General features: G+C 47.3%; 20 protein-coding genes. 16 read left to right on the forward strand and 4 right to left on the reverse strand.

Annotated features, from left to right (window positions below; all coding sequences use genetic code 11):
* Positions 1 to 164 precede the first annotated feature (164 nt).
* On the reverse strand, positions 165 to 1,040 hold the full coding sequence (locus tag AC1DE7_RS17565) for a DUF72 domain-containing protein (RefSeq protein ID WP_477534887.1): 876 nt from the start codon (positions 1,038 to 1,040) through the stop codon (positions 165 to 167).
* Between the two features lie 232 nt (positions 1,041 to 1,272).
* Between AC1DE7_RS17565 and AC1DE7_RS17570 the strand changes: the two genes are divergently transcribed.
* The 5 genes from AC1DE7_RS17570 (at position 1,273) to AC1DE7_RS17590 (ending at position 5,343) form a co-directional block, all read left to right on the forward strand.
* Positions 1,273 to 2,016, forward strand: coding sequence for a class I SAM-dependent methyltransferase (locus AC1DE7_RS17570; protein WP_477534888.1), 744 nt, complete (start codon positions 1,273 to 1,275; stop codon positions 2,014 to 2,016).
* 27 nt (positions 2,017 to 2,043) lie between these two features.
* Positions 2,044 to 3,027, forward strand: coding sequence for an MBL fold metallo-hydrolase (locus AC1DE7_RS17575; RefSeq protein WP_477534889.1), 984 nt, complete (start codon positions 2,044 to 2,046; stop codon positions 3,025 to 3,027).
* A gap of 174 nt (positions 3,028 to 3,201) precedes the next feature.
* Entirely contained in the window at positions 3,202 to 3,618 is a 417-nt protein-coding gene (locus AC1DE7_RS17580) for a hypothetical protein (RefSeq protein ID WP_076329054.1), read from the forward strand.
* The gene (locus AC1DE7_RS17585) at positions 3,615 to 4,658 is read left to right on the forward strand and encodes an FAD:protein FMN transferase (protein ID WP_477534890.1); all 1,044 of its coding nucleotides are present in this window, start codon (positions 3,615 to 3,617) and stop codon (positions 4,656 to 4,658) included. Before AC1DE7_RS17580 ends, AC1DE7_RS17585 begins: the two co-directional genes overlap by 4 nt.
* A gap of 31 nt (positions 4,659 to 4,689) precedes the next feature.
* Complete coding sequence (locus tag AC1DE7_RS17590; RefSeq protein ID WP_477534891.1) at positions 4,690 to 5,343, forward strand: ferric reductase-like transmembrane domain-containing protein; 654 nt, start codon at positions 4,690 to 4,692, stop codon at positions 5,341 to 5,343.
* A 160-nt stretch (positions 5,344 to 5,503) separates the two neighbouring features.
* Here AC1DE7_RS17590 and AC1DE7_RS17595 read toward each other — a convergent pair whose 3' ends face one another.
* Positions 5,504 to 6,070 carry a phosphatidylglycerophosphatase A family protein gene (locus tag AC1DE7_RS17595; protein ID WP_017692570.1) on the reverse strand — a complete coding sequence of 189 codons (567 nt, stop codon included), beginning with the start codon at positions 6,068 to 6,070 and terminating at the stop codon, positions 5,504 to 5,506.
* A gap of 272 nt (positions 6,071 to 6,342) precedes the next feature.
* On the opposite strand from AC1DE7_RS17595, the gene AC1DE7_RS17600 reads away from it, so the two are divergent.
* From AC1DE7_RS17600 to AC1DE7_RS17640, 9 genes are all read left to right on the forward strand, one after another.
* Entirely contained in the window at positions 6,343 to 7,398 is a 1,056-nt protein-coding gene (locus AC1DE7_RS17600) for a GerMN domain-containing protein (RefSeq protein WP_047841205.1), read from the forward strand.
* A 118-nt stretch (positions 7,399 to 7,516) separates the two neighbouring features.
* Complete coding sequence (gene rph, locus AC1DE7_RS17605) at positions 7,517 to 8,272, forward strand: ribonuclease PH (protein ID WP_017692572.1); 756 nt, start codon at positions 7,517 to 7,519, stop codon at positions 8,270 to 8,272.
* A gap of 1 nt (position 8,273) precedes the next feature.
* Positions 8,274 to 8,897, forward strand: a complete 624-nt coding sequence (locus AC1DE7_RS17610; protein ID WP_017692573.1) for an XTP/dITP diphosphatase — start codon at positions 8,274 to 8,276, stop codon at positions 8,895 to 8,897.
* Positions 8,898 to 9,247: 350 nt separating this feature from the next.
* On the forward strand, positions 9,248 to 10,090 hold the full coding sequence (locus tag AC1DE7_RS17615) for an STM4015 family protein (protein ID WP_477534892.1): 843 nt from the start codon (positions 9,248 to 9,250) through the stop codon (positions 10,088 to 10,090).
* A gap of 3 nt (positions 10,091 to 10,093) precedes the next feature.
* On the forward strand, positions 10,094 to 11,359 hold the full coding sequence (locus AC1DE7_RS17620; protein WP_477534893.1) for an STM4014 family protein: 1,266 nt from the start codon (positions 10,094 to 10,096) through the stop codon (positions 11,357 to 11,359).
* Positions 11,352 to 12,137 (forward strand): STM4013/SEN3800 family hydrolase, encoded by a 786-nt coding sequence (locus AC1DE7_RS17625; protein ID WP_339185924.1) that lies wholly within the window; start codon positions 11,352 to 11,354, stop codon positions 12,135 to 12,137. The genes AC1DE7_RS17620 and AC1DE7_RS17625 overlap by 8 nt, the downstream gene beginning before the upstream one ends.
* Before the next feature lie 47 nt (positions 12,138 to 12,184).
* Positions 12,185 to 13,573 carry an STM4012 family radical SAM protein gene (locus tag AC1DE7_RS17630; RefSeq protein WP_477534894.1) on the forward strand — a complete coding sequence of 463 codons (1,389 nt, stop codon included), beginning with the start codon at positions 12,185 to 12,187 and terminating at the stop codon, positions 13,571 to 13,573.
* Positions 13,570 to 14,430, forward strand: coding sequence for an STM4011 family radical SAM protein (locus AC1DE7_RS17635; RefSeq protein ID WP_477534895.1), 861 nt, complete (start codon positions 13,570 to 13,572; stop codon positions 14,428 to 14,430). The genes AC1DE7_RS17630 and AC1DE7_RS17635 overlap by 4 nt, the downstream gene beginning before the upstream one ends.
* A 412-nt stretch (positions 14,431 to 14,842) precedes the next feature.
* A complete protein-coding gene (locus AC1DE7_RS17640; RefSeq protein ID WP_477534896.1) occupies positions 14,843 to 16,540 on the forward strand; it encodes a methyl-accepting chemotaxis protein in 1,698 nt (565 codons plus the stop codon).
* A gap of 147 nt (positions 16,541 to 16,687) precedes the next feature.
* Here AC1DE7_RS17640 and asnB read toward each other — a convergent pair whose 3' ends face one another.
* A complete protein-coding gene (asnB, locus tag AC1DE7_RS17645) occupies positions 16,688 to 18,532 on the reverse strand; it encodes an asparagine synthase (glutamine-hydrolyzing) (protein ID WP_339284081.1) in 1,845 nt (614 codons plus the stop codon).
* Positions 18,533 to 18,724: 192 nt separating this feature from the next.
* Here asnB and AC1DE7_RS17650 point away from each other — a divergent pair, with 192 nt between their 5' ends.
* Together AC1DE7_RS17650 and AC1DE7_RS17655 are read left to right on the forward strand one after the other, a co-directional pair.
* Positions 18,725 to 19,024, forward strand: coding sequence for a hypothetical protein (locus AC1DE7_RS17650; RefSeq protein ID WP_017692581.1), 300 nt, complete (start codon positions 18,725 to 18,727; stop codon positions 19,022 to 19,024).
* 31 nt (positions 19,025 to 19,055) lie between these two features.
* Entirely contained in the window at positions 19,056 to 19,412 is a 357-nt protein-coding gene (locus AC1DE7_RS17655) for a hypothetical protein (RefSeq protein WP_036605881.1), read from the forward strand.
* Between the two features lie 177 nt (positions 19,413 to 19,589).
* Here the strand turns inward: AC1DE7_RS17655 and AC1DE7_RS17660 are convergent, their stop codons facing one another.
* The gene (locus AC1DE7_RS17660) at positions 19,590 to 19,883 is read right to left on the reverse strand and encodes a magnetosome magnetite crystal formation protein family (protein ID WP_017692583.1); all 294 of its coding nucleotides are present in this window, start codon (positions 19,881 to 19,883) and stop codon (positions 19,590 to 19,592) included.
* Positions 19,884 to 20,237 lie beyond the last annotated feature (354 nt).

Genomic DNA, 20,237 nt, shown 5'->3' on the forward strand with positions numbered 1-20,237 from the left:
GTGGATAGCCTTCTATAGGTAGATTACCAGCTAAAGAAAGCGGCAAAGCCCCCGGGCTTGCCGCTTTTAGTTTGTTTCCAATTTCGAATCCGCTCTGCATAATAGCAATGATAAATACACTTACCTTCACCCAATAATATGAATAACTCCGTTTATAGCACGTATTAAAATAGCTCTAGCTGCTCCGGTCCTTCTTCCTTCTCCGGTTCAGAACGGTCAGGGAAAGGCTTCACTGGCTGGTCCAGCAGGTCCATCATCATCTGGGCATTCGCTGCTGCATCGCCACCGGAGTTGTTATTAAAAATAACATAGACATCCTTGCTCTGCTCCTGCAATTGCTCCAGATACCCTTTCCATTCCAACAATTCTTCCTTGTTGTAACGGTATAAATAACGGGTCTCGCGCCAATTGGGCGCACCATTCTGATGCCACCCGGACACATTGCGTCCGTGCATGCGAACCAGTGTCATCTCGGAATCTGTCGCCTGTGGCACGATGGGGATAGAACCTAGACCTGCCTGAGGTTCGTCACAGACGCTGTGAATCCAGCCTTGCTCTTTCAGGAACGAAAGCGTGCGCTCTCGCATGTCACCTTCATACCAGCTACGATGACGGAATTCGAGGGCACACGGAATACCTTCCATTCTCAGTTTCACTTCACGAAGCTCTTTCACGTTGTCCTTATTGCACTCAAACCAAGGCGGATATTGAAACAAGGCTGCCTGCATCTTGCCGGCTTCAATGACCGGTTCCAGTGATTCCCGAAAAGCCTTATACATCTCCGACGTGCTGGTGAAGTATGGTTTGCCTCGCAGATGTCCGGTCATTCCCTGATAGGCTTTGATGATAAAAGCAAAGGATTCGGGCGTCTCGGTAGCCCACCGTGCCATTCGATCCCGCGGCTGAACGGCGTAGAAAGAACTATCCACCTCCACGGTGGAGAAGTACTGTCCGTATAGACTGAGCTTGTCCTTGGCTTTGGTACGGTTTGGATAGAGATCTTCCTGATCCCCCCATCCGGTAAGTCCGATGCGAATCATAAGAACACCTCCTGTTGCTTTTTGAACAACCTCTTATAATTAACCGATTTGCAGGCATATGTCTAACATTATATCGTGTGCATTTTGGCTCTTCAATGTTGGAAAATTACTGGGATTTTTTGAGTTTGCAGAATAAAGACGTTACAATACATTAAAGCTAGGGGAAATGATCAGGCTTGTACAACAGTGACTATAGATAGAGAGCCAGTGACCAAGTGGAGGGCGAGAATGGATGACGGAATGGTATAAAAAGAGTTTTGGAGAAGATTATCTGCTCGTATACAAGCACCGGGATGTGCAGGGTGCCCATCAGGAAGTACATAAAATGATCAATTGGTTGAAGCTTGAGCCCAATGCTGAAGTATTGGATCTATGCTGCGGTATGGGACGTCACTCCATGGCACTTGCTGATGCAGGATTGCGAGTGACCGGAGTTGATCTGTCCGATGTGCTTCTACATGAAGCGCGCCTAATGGACACCGAACATCGAGTATCGTGGTGTCATGCGGACATGCGTGAACTGCCGCTGAAAGGTGGCTTCGACGCTGTAGTTAATCTGTTCACATCGTTTGGTTATTTCCTGGAGGACGGAGAACAACTGAAAGTATTACGTGCCATTCATCGCATGCTTCGCCCGGGTGGCAGCTATATTATTGATTTTATGAATACGGCTTATGTGACTCGGCATCTGGTACCGCACTCCGTCCGAGAGGATGAAGGACAGCGAATTGAGGAGTTCCGCAAGATTGAGGATGGATTTGTGCAAAAGGAAATTCGTATTACGGATACTGCATCCGGACATGAACCGCGGGTATATCAGGAACGTGTGAAGTTGTATACAAAGGATCAACTGAGTGAGCTGTTAAGTAAAGCTGAACTTCACGTAGATCAGGTACATGGCGGCTATGACGAAGAGAAATATGACGAGCAGACTTCTCCGCGTATGATTTTTGTTGGTCATCGTCCTGTGGAGTGAACAGAGACAGTCTGGAAGGGGGATAACATGAAGCGCACAGAAGAGATGCCCATGACAGAGGGTATACACCGGGTTAAGATCAGCATGTCGTTTCCCTTACGATGGGTGAACAGTTATGTGTTATCAGAATCGGATGGGAAGATAACTATTATAGATCCGGGACCGCGTAATTCGGAAACAGAACAGGAGTGGAGTGAAGCGCTGGCAGATCTCGGCCTGACCTTTAGCGATATTCATCAAATTGTACTCACCCACCATCACCCCGATCATCTTGGGTTGTCGGGTTGGATGCAACAGATGACGGGGGCACCCGTTCGAATGTCCACACGCTCCCGCCAAGAGGCCGACTATATGTGGGGACCTGATTCACGTATTAATACATTATTACCTGATTATTATGGAAGCCACGGAATGCCGGAAGACAAGACTGAGCAGATACATGAACATATGAAGGCATTTAATTCGCAGATCACTCCACTTCCGAATGTCACACCCATTGAAGATGGCGAGTGGCTTAATATGGGCGGGAAACGTTGGGTTGCTGTGGAGACGGGGGGACATGCCCCAGGCCATTTATCCTTTTATGCGCCGGAGTCCATGGAGATTCTGTGCGGAGATGCAGTTTTGCCACAGATTTCACCGAATATTAGTCTGCAACCCGGCAGTGACCCTCAGCCATTATTGTCTTATATGGAAGGATTGCAACGTCTCGGGGGGCTAAATGTCAAACAGGCGTATCCAGGGCATCGGAATCCTTTTGCCCAGTTCACCGAACGGACAGTACAATTGCTCGCTCATCACGAGGAACGTCTTCAGAAGATGACGGAACGAATTCAGGAGTCACCGGCGAATGCTTATGACATCTGTGTGCACATGTTTGGCAATCGGCTGGGTACCCATCAACTGCGGTTTGCCATGAGTGAGACGTTAGCCCATTTGCAGGAGTTAATTCGACGCGAACTAGTGAAGCAAGAGCAGCAACCGGATGGGACGTTCTATTTTCAAATCTAAACGGAATGATGATATCGATATGGAATGATAATACGATCTTATATAGAGGCTCGGGACAGGAAATTCACCTGTTCTGGGCCTTTTTAGCCTCTCTTAACGGTTCATTCATCTATTTTTAAGCCAGCGCGCCTATGATACATCTATGAACTTCGCTAAAGAAAGCAGGGAAGAGCGATGACCAGAAGAAAACGGAATCAATGGAGAAAATGGCAAGCTTCAGCGGCAGCAACGTTGACTGTGGCTGCACTTTTTCAATATGTAAGAACTTCGGATGCCTTTGATGTGGCCTATGCAACAGCAAATGGCACAGATACAAGCGTTACTGCTTCAAGCCAAGTGGATACGCATGATGATGTGATGGATGAATGGATCAACAGTACAACGGACAGCAACAACTGGAACACGCAGGACAATGACAATAATGATAGTCAATATAATGGAACATCCGATAGCACACAAGCAGCTCGGCCAGATCAGAGCACGAGTAACGAGGGGAATTATTCAGATTCTCAGCGTATCGGGCAAAATAACCAGGGTACAGACTCCGGATACAGCAGTGGCAACTATCAGTCACGTACAGGTGCATCATGAGCCGCACGGAGCAAGTTGCTCGTCCGCTCCGATTTCAATTCCGTGCGATGAACACGGATGTTGAAGTGCAACTGTCCGCTGGGCGGGAAGAAGGTGAACATGCAGCAATCGTCGTGAAGAATTGGTTTGAGACGCAGGAGCAGCGTTTCAGCCGATTTGTGGCAGACAGTGAACTAAATCGTCTGAATGGTTCAACCGGATGGATGCCCATCTCCGCTGCGATGGATGAAGTTTTGAGTTTGGCCTATGGATATATTGGCCTGACCGAAGGGATTTTTCAACCGGGTATCTCGCAGGCTCTTCAGGCTTCGGGATACGATCTAAGCTTCGAGAAGGTGCAGCAACGACAATTGAAACGTCCATTAATTGAACGCATATTGCGAACGAGAACACCTGAATCATCAGGCTGGATGGAAGATCGATATGACCACAGCCGTCCGAGCTGGATTCAGCGGGAAGGTAGCCGGATGGTTCATCTGGACCCCGGAGCTGAGTTGGACCTGGGAGGCATTGTTAAGGGCTGGGCAGTAGAGCGTATCGCAGACTGGTTGCAGCGAACATTGCATATTCCAGCGGGGTTGATTAACGCGGGTGGAGATATTCAAGTATGGGGTTCACCAGACCATTCCCAATGGACCTTGCAAGTAGCAGATCCTTTGCAGAATCAGGGTGCTATGTCGGGAGCGATCCGTTTACAGCGAGGAGCTGTTGCCACTTCGGGTATTTCCCGCAGACAATGGCAAAATACGGACGGAAGCCTTGCACATCACCTCATTGACCCCCGGACGATGGAGCCCGCACATACGGACGTATTGCAGTGTACCGTTATGGGACAGCATGCTTCGCAATGCGAGATCATTGCCAAGACGGTCTGCATTCTGGGGAGTGCCGAGGCGGTGGGCTGGTTAAACCGACATTACGATCGGCATGACGTCCTGTGGATGACACGGGATGGGAGTATTTATTTTAGAGGGAATACGGATACGCTTGCTGAGCATTGGCCCGGTTTTGATCCGGATCATCGCTTCAGTCTGATCTAGGACAAGTCTAACAGATATGGGGGAGCCGGTTATGGCACAATGGATTGTAGATTACCTGCCAACGTGGAATATCATTCGAATTAGTGGAATTGCTGCTTATGTGCTGCTCTTTGCCGGTGTGTTTCTGGGCATTGCGCAAGGGATGCCTCTGGCCAAAGGCAAACCAAAAGCAGCCATGTTCAAATGGCATACCCGAACGACCTGGCTCGCCTTCGGACTTGGACTCGTGCACGCATTAACGTTATATATTGATCACCACAGCCCATTTACCTGGGGAGAACTTCTGATTCCTTTTACCGCCTCCGTGCATCCGATCGGCAGTGGTCTGGGAACGTTAGCCTTCTACGGATTAGTGATTGTCCTGTTATCCAGTGATCTGCGGAACAAGCTGGGCCGTAAATGGTGGTTCATGTTCCACATGTTGTCCTATCCAGTGTTCATTGGTCTGCTGGTTCACGGCATGGTTACCGGAACGGATTCTGGCAACATCATCATGCGGATGATATATGTATTTACCGGACTCAGCATTCTCGGTATCACCGTGCTACGTGGCATGTTGCGAGAGCGTAAAGGCCCGGAAATCACGATTGGACCGAAACGTGCAACATCTGGTTCACCTTCCGAGCAGAATTGGGTTGAAGGTTTTGGTTTGGTGGGAACGGTACGACCTAAACATCTGAAATAATAAAATGTGGATTATCCAATATGTATCGTTACACATGCAAAAAAGCGGCCATCAGGCCGCTTTTTCCATGAACAGTTATTTTATTGAACAGTCATTTCACGAAGCATCCATACACATGTCCAATGTTCCACATGGCTTCATTTATGAAACGATTTACGCATTATACGGCGTCATCACTAACAGGTTTTTCTCCCAGTGCTTCTTCAAGCTCGGATTGTTTGCGATGGGCGATCCGACTGCTCGCTGCTGATGCAATCGCACCGACAATATCATCGAAGAACGTGTGGACAGGGCCCAGGCTCTTGTCATTCAGTCGTTCAAGCACCCCTGGTTTTAGCTTGTCCACATAACCATAATTCGTAAATCCAATACTGCCATATACATTGACAATTGAGAATGCCAAAATCTCATCCACGCCATACAGTCCTTCATCGTTCTCAATCATCTCCTGCAAAGGAGATATGAGTTGCCCCTGTTCTGCCAGAATATCAAGCTGAATCCCGGTCAGAACAGCATTCTGTACCTCACGTTTACGGAGAACCATCTCCACATTTTCGATACATTCTTCCATCGTAAGACCTGGATAATACTTTTGTTGCAATAACATGACCAGCTCTGCGATCTCAGGGATCGTGACGCCCCGCTTATGCAGCCATTCCCTTGTTGCCTCCGCCACCTTGCGGCTATTCAGGCTGTAAGGGATTTTTTCTTGCTCAGGATGTTCCATGGGCGATTCCTCCTCTGAAGTTAGCAATGTCCCTACTCTTGCTTCCTAATACGTTATTAACCTGGTTTACGTTTCTTTAAGATAATAAAATTATAAGTTTCAGTGAAGTTGAACAATTCGATTAACACATGAAAAATTTCAGCTAAAAACGGTCTGCCTTCCGTGAAAGTGCGTTGATAGACATTTTTCTTATTATCTTTTAGTTATTTTTTGGACAAAGGCTCGTATACATGGTAGTACAAACTGTAAAAATGATGAGGGGGAACGTGATCATGAGAAAGATCCATTCTTTGCGTACGGTATCGGCAGCAGCGCTGCTGAGTATTCCTATGGTATTGTCAGGCTGCGGCATGTTTGGAGCACAGTCTTCCGAAGCTGTTGATCCACCACCGCCCATCCAGGAAGCAGCTATGATTCAAGCGGCCGAAGGGAATGGAGCACTCGCAATGCTCCCGTTAACGACGGTATATCTGCAAGACCAGCAGGGGCTGCTCGCTCCGGTATCCCTGACACTTCCTTCTGGAACAGACGCAAGCAGTCCAAAGACAGCTCTGGATACACTTGTCACAGGCGGGGCCTATGCGGGTATGTTGCCTGAAGGATTCCAGGGCGTTCTCCCGCAGGGAACGGTTGTGCAGAATGTAACGATTCACGCGGATGACAAGCTGGCGGTCGTTGAGTTCTCGGGTAATTTTGCCAAGTATGATGCAAAGGAAGAACGGAAAATGCTAGAAGCTGTCACGTGGACATTGACGGGAACACCTGATGTGGAGAATGTGCAGATCTGGGTGGATGGCAAAAAGTTAACACAAATGCCTGTGAACAGCACGCCGTTGCCTGAACCGCTGAATCGGGCTGTGGGAATCAATCTGGATCTGGGTGATACGTTTGTGACCAACAGCAGCCCGGTAACGGTCTATTTCTCCGCTGCTTCGCCAGCGGGCATCCAATATTATGTTCCAGTGACACGTCTGGTTACACCTGGTGAAGATCGGGTGCAGGCAGCATTGAACGAACTGATCAAAGGACCTGACAAAGGCGGAGAACTGGAAGAGGTCATGACAGGCGGAACGGAGCTGCAATCGGTCAAAACAGCAGAGGATGGCACGGTCACGGTTGCCTTGAAAGATGATATGTTTGCCGAAGGGGATATCGTGCCAAGCGAGCTGTTACAATCTGTCGTATTAACCACTGCGGAGAACACAGCCAGCAAGGATGCCAAAGTACAGATCGAGTGGAACGGCCAAAAAACGGTCATGGGTGACGACAACAGGGATTACAGTGCGCCGGTTTCCAAGCCTGAATATATCAACGAAATTCCGATTTAATGAGCAAGGAATGCTTAAGGATGCTTTTAACCGAACTCTTTGGTAAAATATAAGGGATTCGTAAAAGTGTGAATAAGTTCAACATTACAGGATGCTTAAGTCGTAGGAGGCAGAAAATATGAGATCAAACGGACGAACCAGCGAACAGCTGCGCCCGCTGAATTTAACAGTGAACACGAATAAATACGCCGAGGGCTCTGTACTGATTGAAGTTGGAGATACAAAGGTGATCTGTACAGCTACAGTAGAGGAACGTGTACCACCCTTTATGAAAGGGCAGGGTAAAGGCTGGGTAACAGCTGAATATTCCATGTTGCCACGTGCAACACATACCCGGAACCAACGTGAAGCCAATCGTGGCAAATTAACTGGACGCACCATGGAAATCCAGCGTCTGATTGGTCGGGCACTGCGCTCGGTAGTTAATCTGCAGGCTCTTGGTGAGCGTACGATTACCTTGGACTGTGATGTTATTCAAGCTGACGGAGGCACACGTACAACGTCCATTACCGGTGCATTTGTAGCGCTGGCACTTGCCGTGAACAAGATCTCCCAACAGCACAAACTGCAAGTATTCCCGATTACGGATTTCATTGCCGCAGTAAGTGTGGGTGTTGTGGGTGAACAGCCTGTACTGGATCTGAACTATGATGAAGATTCCAAAGCCAAGGTAGACATGAATCTGGTGATGACAGGTGGCGGTAAATACGTCGAGCTTCAGGGAACAGGTGAGGAAGCACCATTTGATCGCCGTGAGCTGAACGCCATGTTGGAACTGGGCGAGCAGGGGATTTTGGAGATGATTGAGCGTCAAAAAGAAGTGCTTGGACCGATTGCGCTCAAGATCGGCGCGCGTGGATTAGGGGAAGCCTAAGATGAGTTTGGACAGCCCAATCCTCATTGTTGCAACCCGCAATGCGGGGAAAGTCCGTGAATTCGCTCATGCTTTCGCACCGCTTGGCAAAGAGGTTAAGAGCATGTTTGACTATCCGGAGCTGCCGGATGTGGTAGAAGATGGCGTAACGTTTGCGGAGAATGCCTGGAAGAAAGCCAAAGCGGTTGGTGATGCGCTTGGTTTGCCCGTTCTGGCAGATGATTCAGGTTTATGTGTAGACCTGTTGGATGGTGAGCCAGGGGTATATTCAGCGAGATATGCAGGCGAAGGAGCAACGGATGCACAGAATAATGCGAAGTTGCTGGAGACGCTGGAATCGTTGAAATCCGGTGAGGACACCGAGCAGCCGCTACTAAGTCCGGCTCGTTTCGTTTGTGCGCTGGTCCTGTACGATCCGACAACAGGTGATAAGTATGAATCAGAAGGCACTGCGGAAGGCTGGATTACGGCTCAAGCTGCAGGTGCTGGCGGTTTTGGATATGACCCACTCTTCTATGTACCTGAATACGAGATGACGATGGCAGAGCTGACGCTTGAGCAAAAACAGGCGATTAGTCACCGTGGTCATGCGCTGAGAGCGCTTGTATCCAGACTTGAAGGCTAAGACTAAATGAAACAACTTGATTTAACTTCATGATATGTGAACATCAAAGCGTTAATGGAAGGACAGAAGCATTCCGATGGGATGCTTCATCCGCCATTAACGCTTTTTCTATGAAATGAAGTGTTTGATCGGGTTCGGTGAAGGTCCATCCATATACCTAATTAAAGATAGCTATTTCTGCGACTACATATCAGAACGTATGTTCTTGTACCTACATGAGAAATGGTTTACATTGCACGATTGGGAATCTCATTGGGACTGGAGTTGGAAGAAGTTGCAAGCCTTGTGTGGTATGGGTTAACATTCAAACTAATGAATCACATATGAACCTTAAACGGAGGGATCTACTCATGCAAGAAGTGAAGCTTGTTGTATCTTACGATGATTATGAGGACGGCATTCGTATGGAAAAATTAATTAAGGAACTGGCAGCTAAACCGGAGGCTAGCTCATTGGAAAGTCTGGTCATCGGAGATTGGGGACAGGCTTATGAAAATTCGCCTGACGAGTTCATAGGTACGCTTGTCGAGTCTGCTCCAAGCTTTCCGTCATTGAAGAAACTGTTTATTGGAGATATGGGATTCGAAGAATGTGAAGTATCGTGGATTATCCAGACAAATCTCACACCACTGTTAGGTGCCTTTCCAGAATTAAAAACATTCTCTGTAATGGGCAGTAGCGGCCTCAGTCTGGAACCACTCCAGCATGCCAAGCTTGAAGAATTGATTATTATATGTGGTGGTCTCCCGAAAGAAGTCTTATCTTCAATCACCCATGCCAAGTTGCCTGAATTGCGTAAATTGGAACTGTACCTGGGTGTGGATAATTATGGTTTCAATGGATCACTTGAAGATGTACTCCCTTTGTTAGAAAAAGGATTATTTCCAAGGCTGGTTTACTTGGGTCTGAAAGACAGTGAAATTCAGGATGAGATTGCCAAAGCAGCAGCTGAAGCACCTATTCTGGATCAACTTGAAGTACTGGATCTATCGCAAGGAACGTTGTCCGATGAAGGGGCTGAAGCGTTACTTGCCAGTGACAAAATAAAGAAACTGAAACATCTTGATCTAAGTTACCATTACATGACCAATGAAATGATCAGTCGCTGGAACCGATCGGGTATATCTGTAGATGTTAGCGACCAGCAACAGAGTGATGAGGATGACTGGCGCTATCCATCGTTAACGGAATAGTCGATGTCAGGCGTAAAGGAAATGAATGAAAGCCTGCACCAGCCAATAGATGTACCTGATCTAACGCAAGATCAGCCCTTTTTATTGATCGGAAACCCTGATAACCGACGAACACAAGGGCTGCAAGAGGCTAGGCATAGATTGGGTTTGAAACCTGCGGTCGTACTGCCATATGCTCAATTGCTGCAGAATTGGAGACACGGACGAACCATCGCGGATACAGTAGATTTCAATCTGCCTGTACCCCTGATTCGGATTGATGCTCCTGGTGAGGATTGGGACGTGGAGCGTGAACTACTGTTCCTTGGAGCTATGAATGATTCGTCAACATTAACGGCTGGGATGGGTACAGAAGCATTTTCCGCAGAACAGGCACTTGCGCTGGAACAGGAGTGGGGAAGAATCTACGCTCCCGCCCAGTGGTTTCGTGGCTGGAAAGCATGTTTGGATCGAATCGGCCGTGAGTCTCGGGAGATATGGTCTGAAGTCCGATTCATGAATGATCCCGCCGATATCCAATTGATGTTTGACAAGAGAACTTGTCAGCAACATCTATCTTCACATGGAGTTTATGTACCTCCGGCGCTGCAATTTTCGCGGCCAATCCGTAATTATATGGACCTGCGTAGCTCAATGAAGTCTGCCGAGATGCATCGTGTGTTTGTGAAGCTTGCGTGCGGCTCCGGGGCTTCAGGAGTTGTTGCCTATCAAGTCAATCCTCGAACGGGTGATGAAATCGCTGTAACAACGATGGGGATGGAACAGAGACAGGGCAAGACGATTTTCTTCAATGAAGGACGTCTACGCAAGTATACCCGCAGTGAAGAGATTGCTACGCTGATGAACTGGTTATGTGCAGAAGGTGCACAGATTGAACGATGGATGCCAAAAGCCACGCTTGATCAGCGGGCCTATGATATTCGCCAACTGGTTGCAGGTGGACAGGCAGGTCACGCGATTATGCGGCTGAGCCGTACCCCGATTACCAATCTGCATCTGCGCAATGAGCGTATGCTGCCTGCTGAAGCAGGCCTGGATGAACAGCGGATGTCGCTGGTACGGTTGGCAGCGCAAGCAGCCATGTCTGCATTTCCCAACTCGTGGTCAGCCGGGATTGATGTGATGCTTACTAGTGGTTCGAATCCGCGTGCCTATGTGCTGGATGTGAATCCATTTGGAGATCTGTTATACAGGGTCGAGCATCATGGCCTCGGAACCTATGAGTGGGAAATGGAACTTTTACGAAAGGAGCCTATTCAACATGCCTGATATGAACACCATTGTGGGCTCCCATGATCTGTTAATGATTACGCTGGATACGTTACGCTATGACGTAGCCAAGCTGGAAGAGGAGAATTGTCCTAATTTGTGTGGTTCGGGTCCGTGGGAGAAGCGTCATACCCCAGGCAGTTTTACATATGCGGCACACCATGCTTTTTTTGGTGGTTTTATGCCGACTCCTGCCAATACAGATAAGGCATCTCATGTAAGGCTATTTCATTCCCGAAATACTGGGCTCAAAACACATCCGCACACCTGGCTGTTTGATACACCGGATATCGTATCCGGGTTCGCAGCTGAAGGTTACCGTACCATCTGTATTGGCGGCGTCATCTTTTTTACGAAAAAAAACCCGCTTGCGAAAGTATTGCCTGGATATTTCCAACACAGCTACTGGAGAATGAACTTTGGGGTAACCAACCCCAAATCAACAGAGCATCAGGTACAGCATGCATTAAAGTTGCTTGAACAGACAGCGCCGGATGAAAAGATATTTATGTTTTTGAACGTGTCTGCCATTCATGGACCCAATCGTTACTTTGTAGAAGGAGCCAAGGAGGACTCGGTGGAGACTCAGCGAGCTGCACTTCGATATGTAGATGAGGCTCTTGGACCATTGTTTGAGGCGATGAGAAAACGCGCCCGGCCTGCCTTTTGTTTAGCTTTTTCCGATCATGGTACAGCTTACGGTGAAGACGGGTATCAAGGACACCGGCTCGCACATGATGTGGTGTGGACGGTGCCTTACCGTGAATTTTTAGTATAGAATGTATTGATCTTATGAGGACAACAACCGGAGACAGGAGGAAACCGATGGAGAAACATATACAACATACAACAACAGGCCATTCCACACAGTCCGGATCCGATAAAGCTACAAGTCTCAGTGAAGTACTGGCATTCCCTTATCGTTCTTACTTATACTCGTACCCACACAAGACCGCCTATCGGGAGCTTGACCCACCACTGCCGTTAGGGCCACTGTGGGAACGAGAGAATACCGATACGTATTTTTTATATATGCATATTCCCTTTTGTGCTGCTCGTTGCGGATTCTGTAATCTGTTCACACTGCCGGATCGACGGGAAGATACGCATGAACGCTATGTAGATGCGCTGGAACGTCAGGCGAAGCAGTGGGCACCTATTACATCTCGAAGACCGTATTCGCGGTTCGCGATTGGTGGGGGAACGCCTACATTATTAAATGAGGTTCAGTTGAATCGTCTGTTTGATATTGCTGAACATGTGATGGGGCTGGACCCTGCACAAGCATCGATTTCGGTGGAAACGTCGCCGGATACCGTTACGGAAGCCAAGCTGGCCATCATGAAGGAACGAAGTGTGGATCGTGTCAGTATGGGCATCCAGAGTTTTATTGAAGCTGAAGCATCTGCCATCTATCGTCCACAAAAACCGCAGGAAGTTGAACGAGCGCTTGAGAAGCTTACTCGGTATGATTTCCCATTGTTAAATCTGGATCTGATCTATGGTTTGCCGGGTCAAACGGTGGAATCGTGGATCTATTCATTGGAAAGAGTTCTGGCTTACGAACCGGGCGAAATTTTTATCTATCCCTTGTATACACGGGAAAATACAATCGTGAAACCTGATGATATTCGACGTCAGGGACCTGATATTCGGATGGAACTGTATAAAGCTGCACGTGAGACTTTAAAAAGTAAAGGTTATGTGCAATATTCCATGCGCAGATTTGCCAAAGAACAGTCGTCCTCGAAAGCACTTCTGCCTTATAGTTGTCAGGAGGAGGGCATGGTTGGACTGGGATGTGGCGCACGATCTTATACGAGTGAAGTACATTATGCTTCCAAGTATGGCGTGAGTTACAAGGCTACACAGAGCATCATTGCCGATTATGTGGCAACCGAGCGCTACGATGTGGCGGATTATGGCATCGTGTTAAGCCGTGAGGAACAGAGACGTCGCTTTATTCTGAAAGCCTTGCTGCATCGGGAGGGATTGACGTTGTCTGACTACCAACAGCGCTTTGGTACCGATGTGATGTCCGACTATGTCTGGTTGGCTGAACTGTTGACAAAGGGCATGGCGGAGTTGGAGAGTGATGAGGACAAGCAGGTGCTGCGTCTGACAGAAGAAGGACTAGGTTACTCCGATGCGATTGGAGATTGGCTTATATCTGCCGAAATCCGTGAACAGATGGAAGGGTTTGTTTTCTCATGAGAGCGACTTTGTATTATCGGGGGAAGTTGTCTTCCTGTAATTACGACTGTCCATACTGCCCTTTTAGCAAAACCGTGGATTCCAAAGAGACGTTGGAAGTGGATGAACAACAATTGCGTCAATTTGTGAATTGGGTCAGGGAGCAAGAGAGTGCCGGGCATCAATTTTCGATTTTCTTCAATCCCTATGGTGAAGCTTTGGTGCGTCGGTGGTACCGGGAAGCGATGGTTGAGCTGTCACATATGCCACGTGTGGATAAAGTTGCAATTCAAACCAACCTGTCCGTCAAACTGGATTGGGCGAGGGAGTTGGATGCGAATAAAGCAGCCTTTTGGGCGACGTATCATCCTCGTGAGACAAAAGAGGCTTCTTTTGTTAAACAATGTCTGACCTTGCGTCAGATGGGACTTGCTTTTAGTGTCGGTACTGTCGGACTCCGTAGTGCTTTCCCCGCAATTGAGTCCATGAGACAGGCTTTGCCGGATGATGTGTATATGTGGGTTAATGCCTTCAAAGATCGGCCCAAGTATTACACGCCGGAAGAGATTCAGTTTTTACGTGGGCTTGATCCGCTTTTTGAAGGTAATCTGCAGGATTATGAGAGCTTGGGCAAACGATGTGCTGCCGGTTCGGAAGTGTTTTATGTACAGGGGTCCGGGCATGTGAAGAGATGTTACAAGGATCGACGAATCATTGGACATCTATATCGCGATGGTTTGCAGGCTTTGGCTGAGGATCGGCCTTGTCGCATGAAAAAATGTGGCTGTTACATCGGTTATATCCATATGGAGGATTCCCCGTTCAGAGAAACGTTTGGCAGCGGGCTGCTTGAACGCAATCCGGTATTGATTCGTTGACCGGCATTTCATATTTAGCTATTCCACTGGGGAGCTGGAATATGTTTATCCGTTTCTAAACCACATATCAGCGTAACTTCAAACGCATCTTTTAGTATAGGCAGGATCAGACCTTTGGTTTGGACTTGCCTTCTGGAAGGTGTTTTTTTTGTTTTACCGGACTAGAGTTAGTGTTTGTGTTCTTTATTAAAAGGGCCTTGACAATTTTGAAAAATAATATTTTTAAGTTTATGATTCAAATTTTATATTTTATGGGTTAGTATGAATAGGAAAAAAGACCCTGTTATGAATAGTATTTGTACATATAATCGCGAATTATATTTTTAATTGGGTCTAAAGTCTTAATTTAATTGAAAGGAGGGTGGATGTAGGAAGTATCATGCACGTTATCTGAACTTTCGGGGGAGTACACATGAAAAAAATCTCAATTAGCCGTAAATTACTTATGGGTTTCTCATCTGTGCTGTTATTATTGGTGGCTATAACGGTTATAACATATACGCAGTTTATAGCCGTTGAGAAAACGTATACAGAATTAATTAATGATAGAACAAGCAAACTATTACTCATTAAAAATATGTCGATTGATCTTAAATCACAGCAGATTGCTTTGAGAAATTATATTCTGGAAGACAGTGCAGAGAACGAACAGGCATTTAATAAAGCTTATGAAGATTACATAGCGTTAAATGAAGAATTAAAATCAACAGTTACAAGTTCAAAGATGAAAGATTACCTTTCACGATCGGATGAAGCGATGAGCCAATATTATGAACTTGCGCAGCAGATTATGACATTGACAAGACAGGGGAATAACAGTGAAATCTCAAGATTACTGAAGGACACAGCCCCAAGTCTGATCTCTGAATTTGAAGCAATTGTGGAAGGTATGGAAACACATCAACAAGATGCCATGAACTCAGGCGTTGTGGAGGCTAATCTTCAGATTGTGCAGGTCCTTAGGTGGATTGCAATTATTGGAGTGGCTTCTCTTCTAATCGGGGCACTTGTGGCGTATGTCATTGGCAGAATGATATCCTTGCCTGTTGCTGCTATTGCCCAATCCGCGAGCCGGATTGCAGACGGAGATCTGACTGGTGAGCCTATTGTGGTCCGTAACAAGGATGAGATTGGTGATCTCGCCCAAGCCTTTAACATCATGTCTGCAAATTTGCGTACACTCATTCATCAGGTAGGAGACAGTGCAGAACGGGTAGCTGCCTCTTCAGAGGAGTTGACGGCAAGCACCGAACAGACAGCAACCGCCACAGAGCAAGTGGCCATCACAATGGGTGAGATTGCAACAGGTATGGATACACAGGTTCGAATGGCGAGTGATGGATTCCAGACGATGAATGAGTTAACGACAGGCTTTCAACAAGTTACGGAGAACACACTCCATATGTCTGAAGAAGCTACCAAAGTCTCCGTAAAAACAATATCGGGTAGCGAGTCAGTTCAGTCTGCGATAGGTCAAATGAATTCTATACAAGGGACGGTGTCGAATCTGTCGGTCGTGATCCAGAAACTGAGCAGACACTCTCAGGATATTGTGAAAATGGTGGACAGCATCTCGGAAATATCAGCACAGACGAATCTCCTATCCCTTAATGCTGCTATTGAGGCTGCACGAGCTGGCGAACAGGGAAGAGGGTTTCAGGTTGTTGCTACAGAGGTTCGGAAGCTGTCTGAGCAGTCTGCGCTTTCTGCTAATCAAATTGTTCCATTGGTGGCATCGATTGAGAAGGGAATGCGAAATGCTGCTGAATCTATGGTGGTTGTATCCGCAGAGGTTCAAGAGGGGATTACACTTGTTCACCAGGCGGGAGCCACATTTGATGAAATTCGTGAGGCGGTTGGGGGCGTAGCGGGGCAAACACAGGAAGTCTCTGCTTCAATTGAGCAAATGTCAACAGGGGTAGAACAGATTAATAGGTCTATGAAAACAATCATGGAAGTGACCGAAACGGGGGCCGCTGGAACAGAAGAAGTGAGTGCATCTTCAGAGGAGCAGTTGTCTGCGATGCAGGAGATTGCTTCCGCAGCCAATGATCTCTCCTTGATGGCAGAACAGTTGCAACAGACCGTCAGTCGTTTCAAAGTGCAATAAATCGAACTGAGTGGAATGTGGATGAAGAACGAGCGCATATGTACAGAGATTCTTATAAAAAAGTAATAAAAGGGTGTCCAAACACAGTAGTTACTGTTTGGGCACCCTTAAATAATTCATCATGCTGAATCAATGCATAACTTGATCTTAACGAATAGCGACTTTATATGTCCGCAACCAGGTATTGATCTGAGTCAGATATGCAAATAACTGTGGCCCAGACATTAACTGTCCGAACCAGGGAAGATTGGAAGCTGCATCTGGTGAAGACGCAAGATTCCGGATCTGAGTTTTGTCGATCAAAGGCAAAATCGGCGAAGTGGGATCATCCAGGATATCAAGTACCTGCTGTTTGACCGCGGCCAGATATTGCGGATTATGTGTTTTAGGATACGGACTCTTTTTGCGATATAACACATCGTCAGGCAGGACACCTTCGAGTGCTTTACGCAGAATACCTTTTTCCCGTCCGCCCGTTATTTTCATTTCCCAAGGGATGTTAAACACATACTGGATCAGACGATGGTCACAGTAAGGTACCCGCACTTCCAGTCCTGCCCCCATGCTCATCCGGTCTTTGCGATCCAGAAGTGTAGGCATGAAACGTGTAATATTCAGGTAGGACATCACCCGCATTTGTGCAGCTTTACCTGTTTCCCCATCCAACAGAGGCACTTCAGCCACTGCATCCGAATAGCGGTCTGCCAAATAATCGAGTGGCCGAATCCATTCCCGAATATCCGGGGATAACAACGCTGCTCGCATATCAGGTGCTACAGACCACGGAAACGTACCGGAGTTCAGCATATCTTCTCGATGGAACCAGGGGTAACCGCCAAACACTTCATCCGCTGCTTCGCCTGAAATGGCAACGGTGGCCCCTTTTTTGATTTCTTTACAGAACAAATAGAGCGAGGAGTCTACATCTGCCATACCTGGCAGATCCCTGACTAACATGGCCTGTGTCAGTGCATGAATCAGTTCTCCGTTCTCAATTTCAATCCAGTGATGGTCGGTCTTGAGTTCATCCACCATTCGCTTAATCCAGGGTCCATCTGCACCCGGCTGAAAGGAATGCGCCTGGAAATGCTTGGCGTTATCCACATAATCGACAGAATACGTACTGATTTGGCCTTGCCCGGTTCGCTTGTAATAATCAACGGCTAATGCAGACAAGGCGCTGGAGTCCAGTCCTCCTGATAAAAGAGAGCATACTGGAACATCCGAAGCCAACTGGCGCTCCAGTGTATCTTGCAAGAGAGAGCGTACCTCTGCTGCCGTCTCTTCCAGGTTCTGTTCGTGGTTCTGGCTTTCCAGTTTCCAGTAGGCATAGGTTCGGATACCGTTTCGGTTATAGATCAGCGCGTGCGCAGGCTTGAGTTCGCTTAGTGAAGAGTATACGCCGTGTCCTGGTGTCCGTGCAGGCCCTACGATAAACACTTCGGCCAATCCTTCCGGGCCAACAGCGGCTTCCACATCAGGGTGAATAAGCAGAGCTTTGGGCTCTGAACCAAATACGAGAGTGTCTTTGTTATTACTGTAGAACAGAGGTTTCACGCCAAGGCGATCTCTTGCGATAAAAACTTGTTCGCGTCCCCCATCCCATATGGCAAAAGCAAAAATACCGTTAAACCGGTCAACACATGCCGGTCCCCACTCAATATAAGAGGCGAGCAACACTTCCGTATCACATTGCGTGCGGAACTGATGCCCCCGCTGGAGCAATTCCTTTTTCAACTCGGGTGCATTGTATAGTTCTCCGTTATACACGACGGTATAGGAGGTATCTCCCTGTAACGCATGCATGGGCTGTGCGCCGTTCTCGGGGTCCATTACACTAAGACGCCGATGTCCAAAGGCACAAGGATTGGAGATCCATGTACCTGAAGCGTCGGGCCCCCGGTTCGACAAGCTATCCGTCATACGGACCAGCAGCTCTGATTCCTGGGTCAAATCCCGATTCCACTGTATGAAGCCGGTAATACCGCACATGGTTTGTTCATCCTTTCTTGGTCGAGTCATTCATCCGTATGGCTGCTTAGTTACTGGCAACCAGCAAATGTTGTCTTTTCGTCAGAGGTCGTAACAAATATATGCCGAAAGCAGGCATAAAATGTCTGTCCTCTTCGGAAACTAGTTCTAGGGACAACGGCCTCAACATGCCTGTGAAGGAGAGAACATGCAATGGACAGTATGAAGTATTATGTGTCTGTCATGGGCCGCTCCGTTATTCCGGATCCGTCGGTAACATCATATGAATGGATCATTCAGGCAACGCCGCAGGAAGCGGAGCAATTACTGGGACTGCTGAGCCTCATGCAGGAAAAGGAGGAAGAGGCCTTTCCTGGCATGGTATTCCCATGGCCAGATACACCGGAGGAGTCCGTAAACCGAGCTTATGAAACGGTATTACAACAGGTGTATCGAGAGATTTACCGATTGGGCACACCAGAGACACGATACCAGATTGAACAAAGTACATGATAAGCACAAAGGAAAAGGAGCGCGATGACGAATGTATGCCATTCAAGATGCCAAAATACGCAGATTAACCGAGGTGGATGGATTGTCTTGTGCAGAGGTTGAAGTGCAGCCTGGAAATGCCGGAGATCCGTCGTTACTTGTATACGTGGCTTCAACACAGCCCGGAAATTCGCTGGAAGTTGTTCGGATTGTACGCAATCACTCCGATTCGGCGATCGACTGGTATAACAATAATATGCATACTGCGTTTGAAGAGGCGACAGATACCGCATTTGAGAACAGCGAAGGTATGACAGTAGAAGAAGATAAAGCTCGGTTTCAAAGTGAGTTGTTTTCCTTTGGTTTACTTGGTCCAACACTTCAGCGTTATCTGATCGGGCAGGCTTAACAGGTAACGCTCCAGCAACACATGTGGCGATAGTGGGATAGAGTTCGATGTTGAGCTATATGTAGATGCGACCTGTTGCTGTTGCTGGTTGCTCTGACTGTATCTGTAACTGGAAAAACCCGCCGTTGTTGAACGGCGGGTTTTGTTATGCGATGGTCAGATCAGGTGGAGATGTGATCAAGCATACTCGCGCAGCACTTGAATCCCTTTAACCACATTGTACACAAAGCTTAATCCGTAAATCACAAAGAATAGAATGACAAACCCAACGGCGGAACCCAGACTATGCGCAGTCACGAAGAAATAAAATAACGGAATGGCAGCGAGAAAGGGGAATACATGTGAGAATAAGGCGCGTTTTGCATGTCCCTCAATGTAATCATCCTTGGCAACAATCCATATAATGATCGGAAACAGGAACGGGGCAAAGAAAATACTAAAGTAGGATAAGGCTGATAAAAGTTGTCTCATGACGATTCTCTCCTTCAATGGATCATTGAAATGTATGTATGCAAAAGATTACCCAGCAATTCTGACATTGAAAATGTCTGATGTTAATCTTACTCTAAATGTCCCAATCTCCTCAATATAACCTGGTTCAAGCTATCATATTCTCCAAGGGACTGAAGTATGAGAATAACACCGAAAAGTACATTTATCGCCTTTGATTACGAATGATGCCTAGTGGCATCATCAACATCGAATATGGAATTCAGCCGAAATATGCGGATGCTTACGAAGGTTGTTTCCTTTGGAAACAATGTAGTTGCTCACGTAGTTTGCCTACGCTCCGCTACTCCATTTCTAGCTTCATTCCATCTTCTC

It is taken from the genome of Paenibacillus sp. 10L310 (assembly GCF_056395745.1).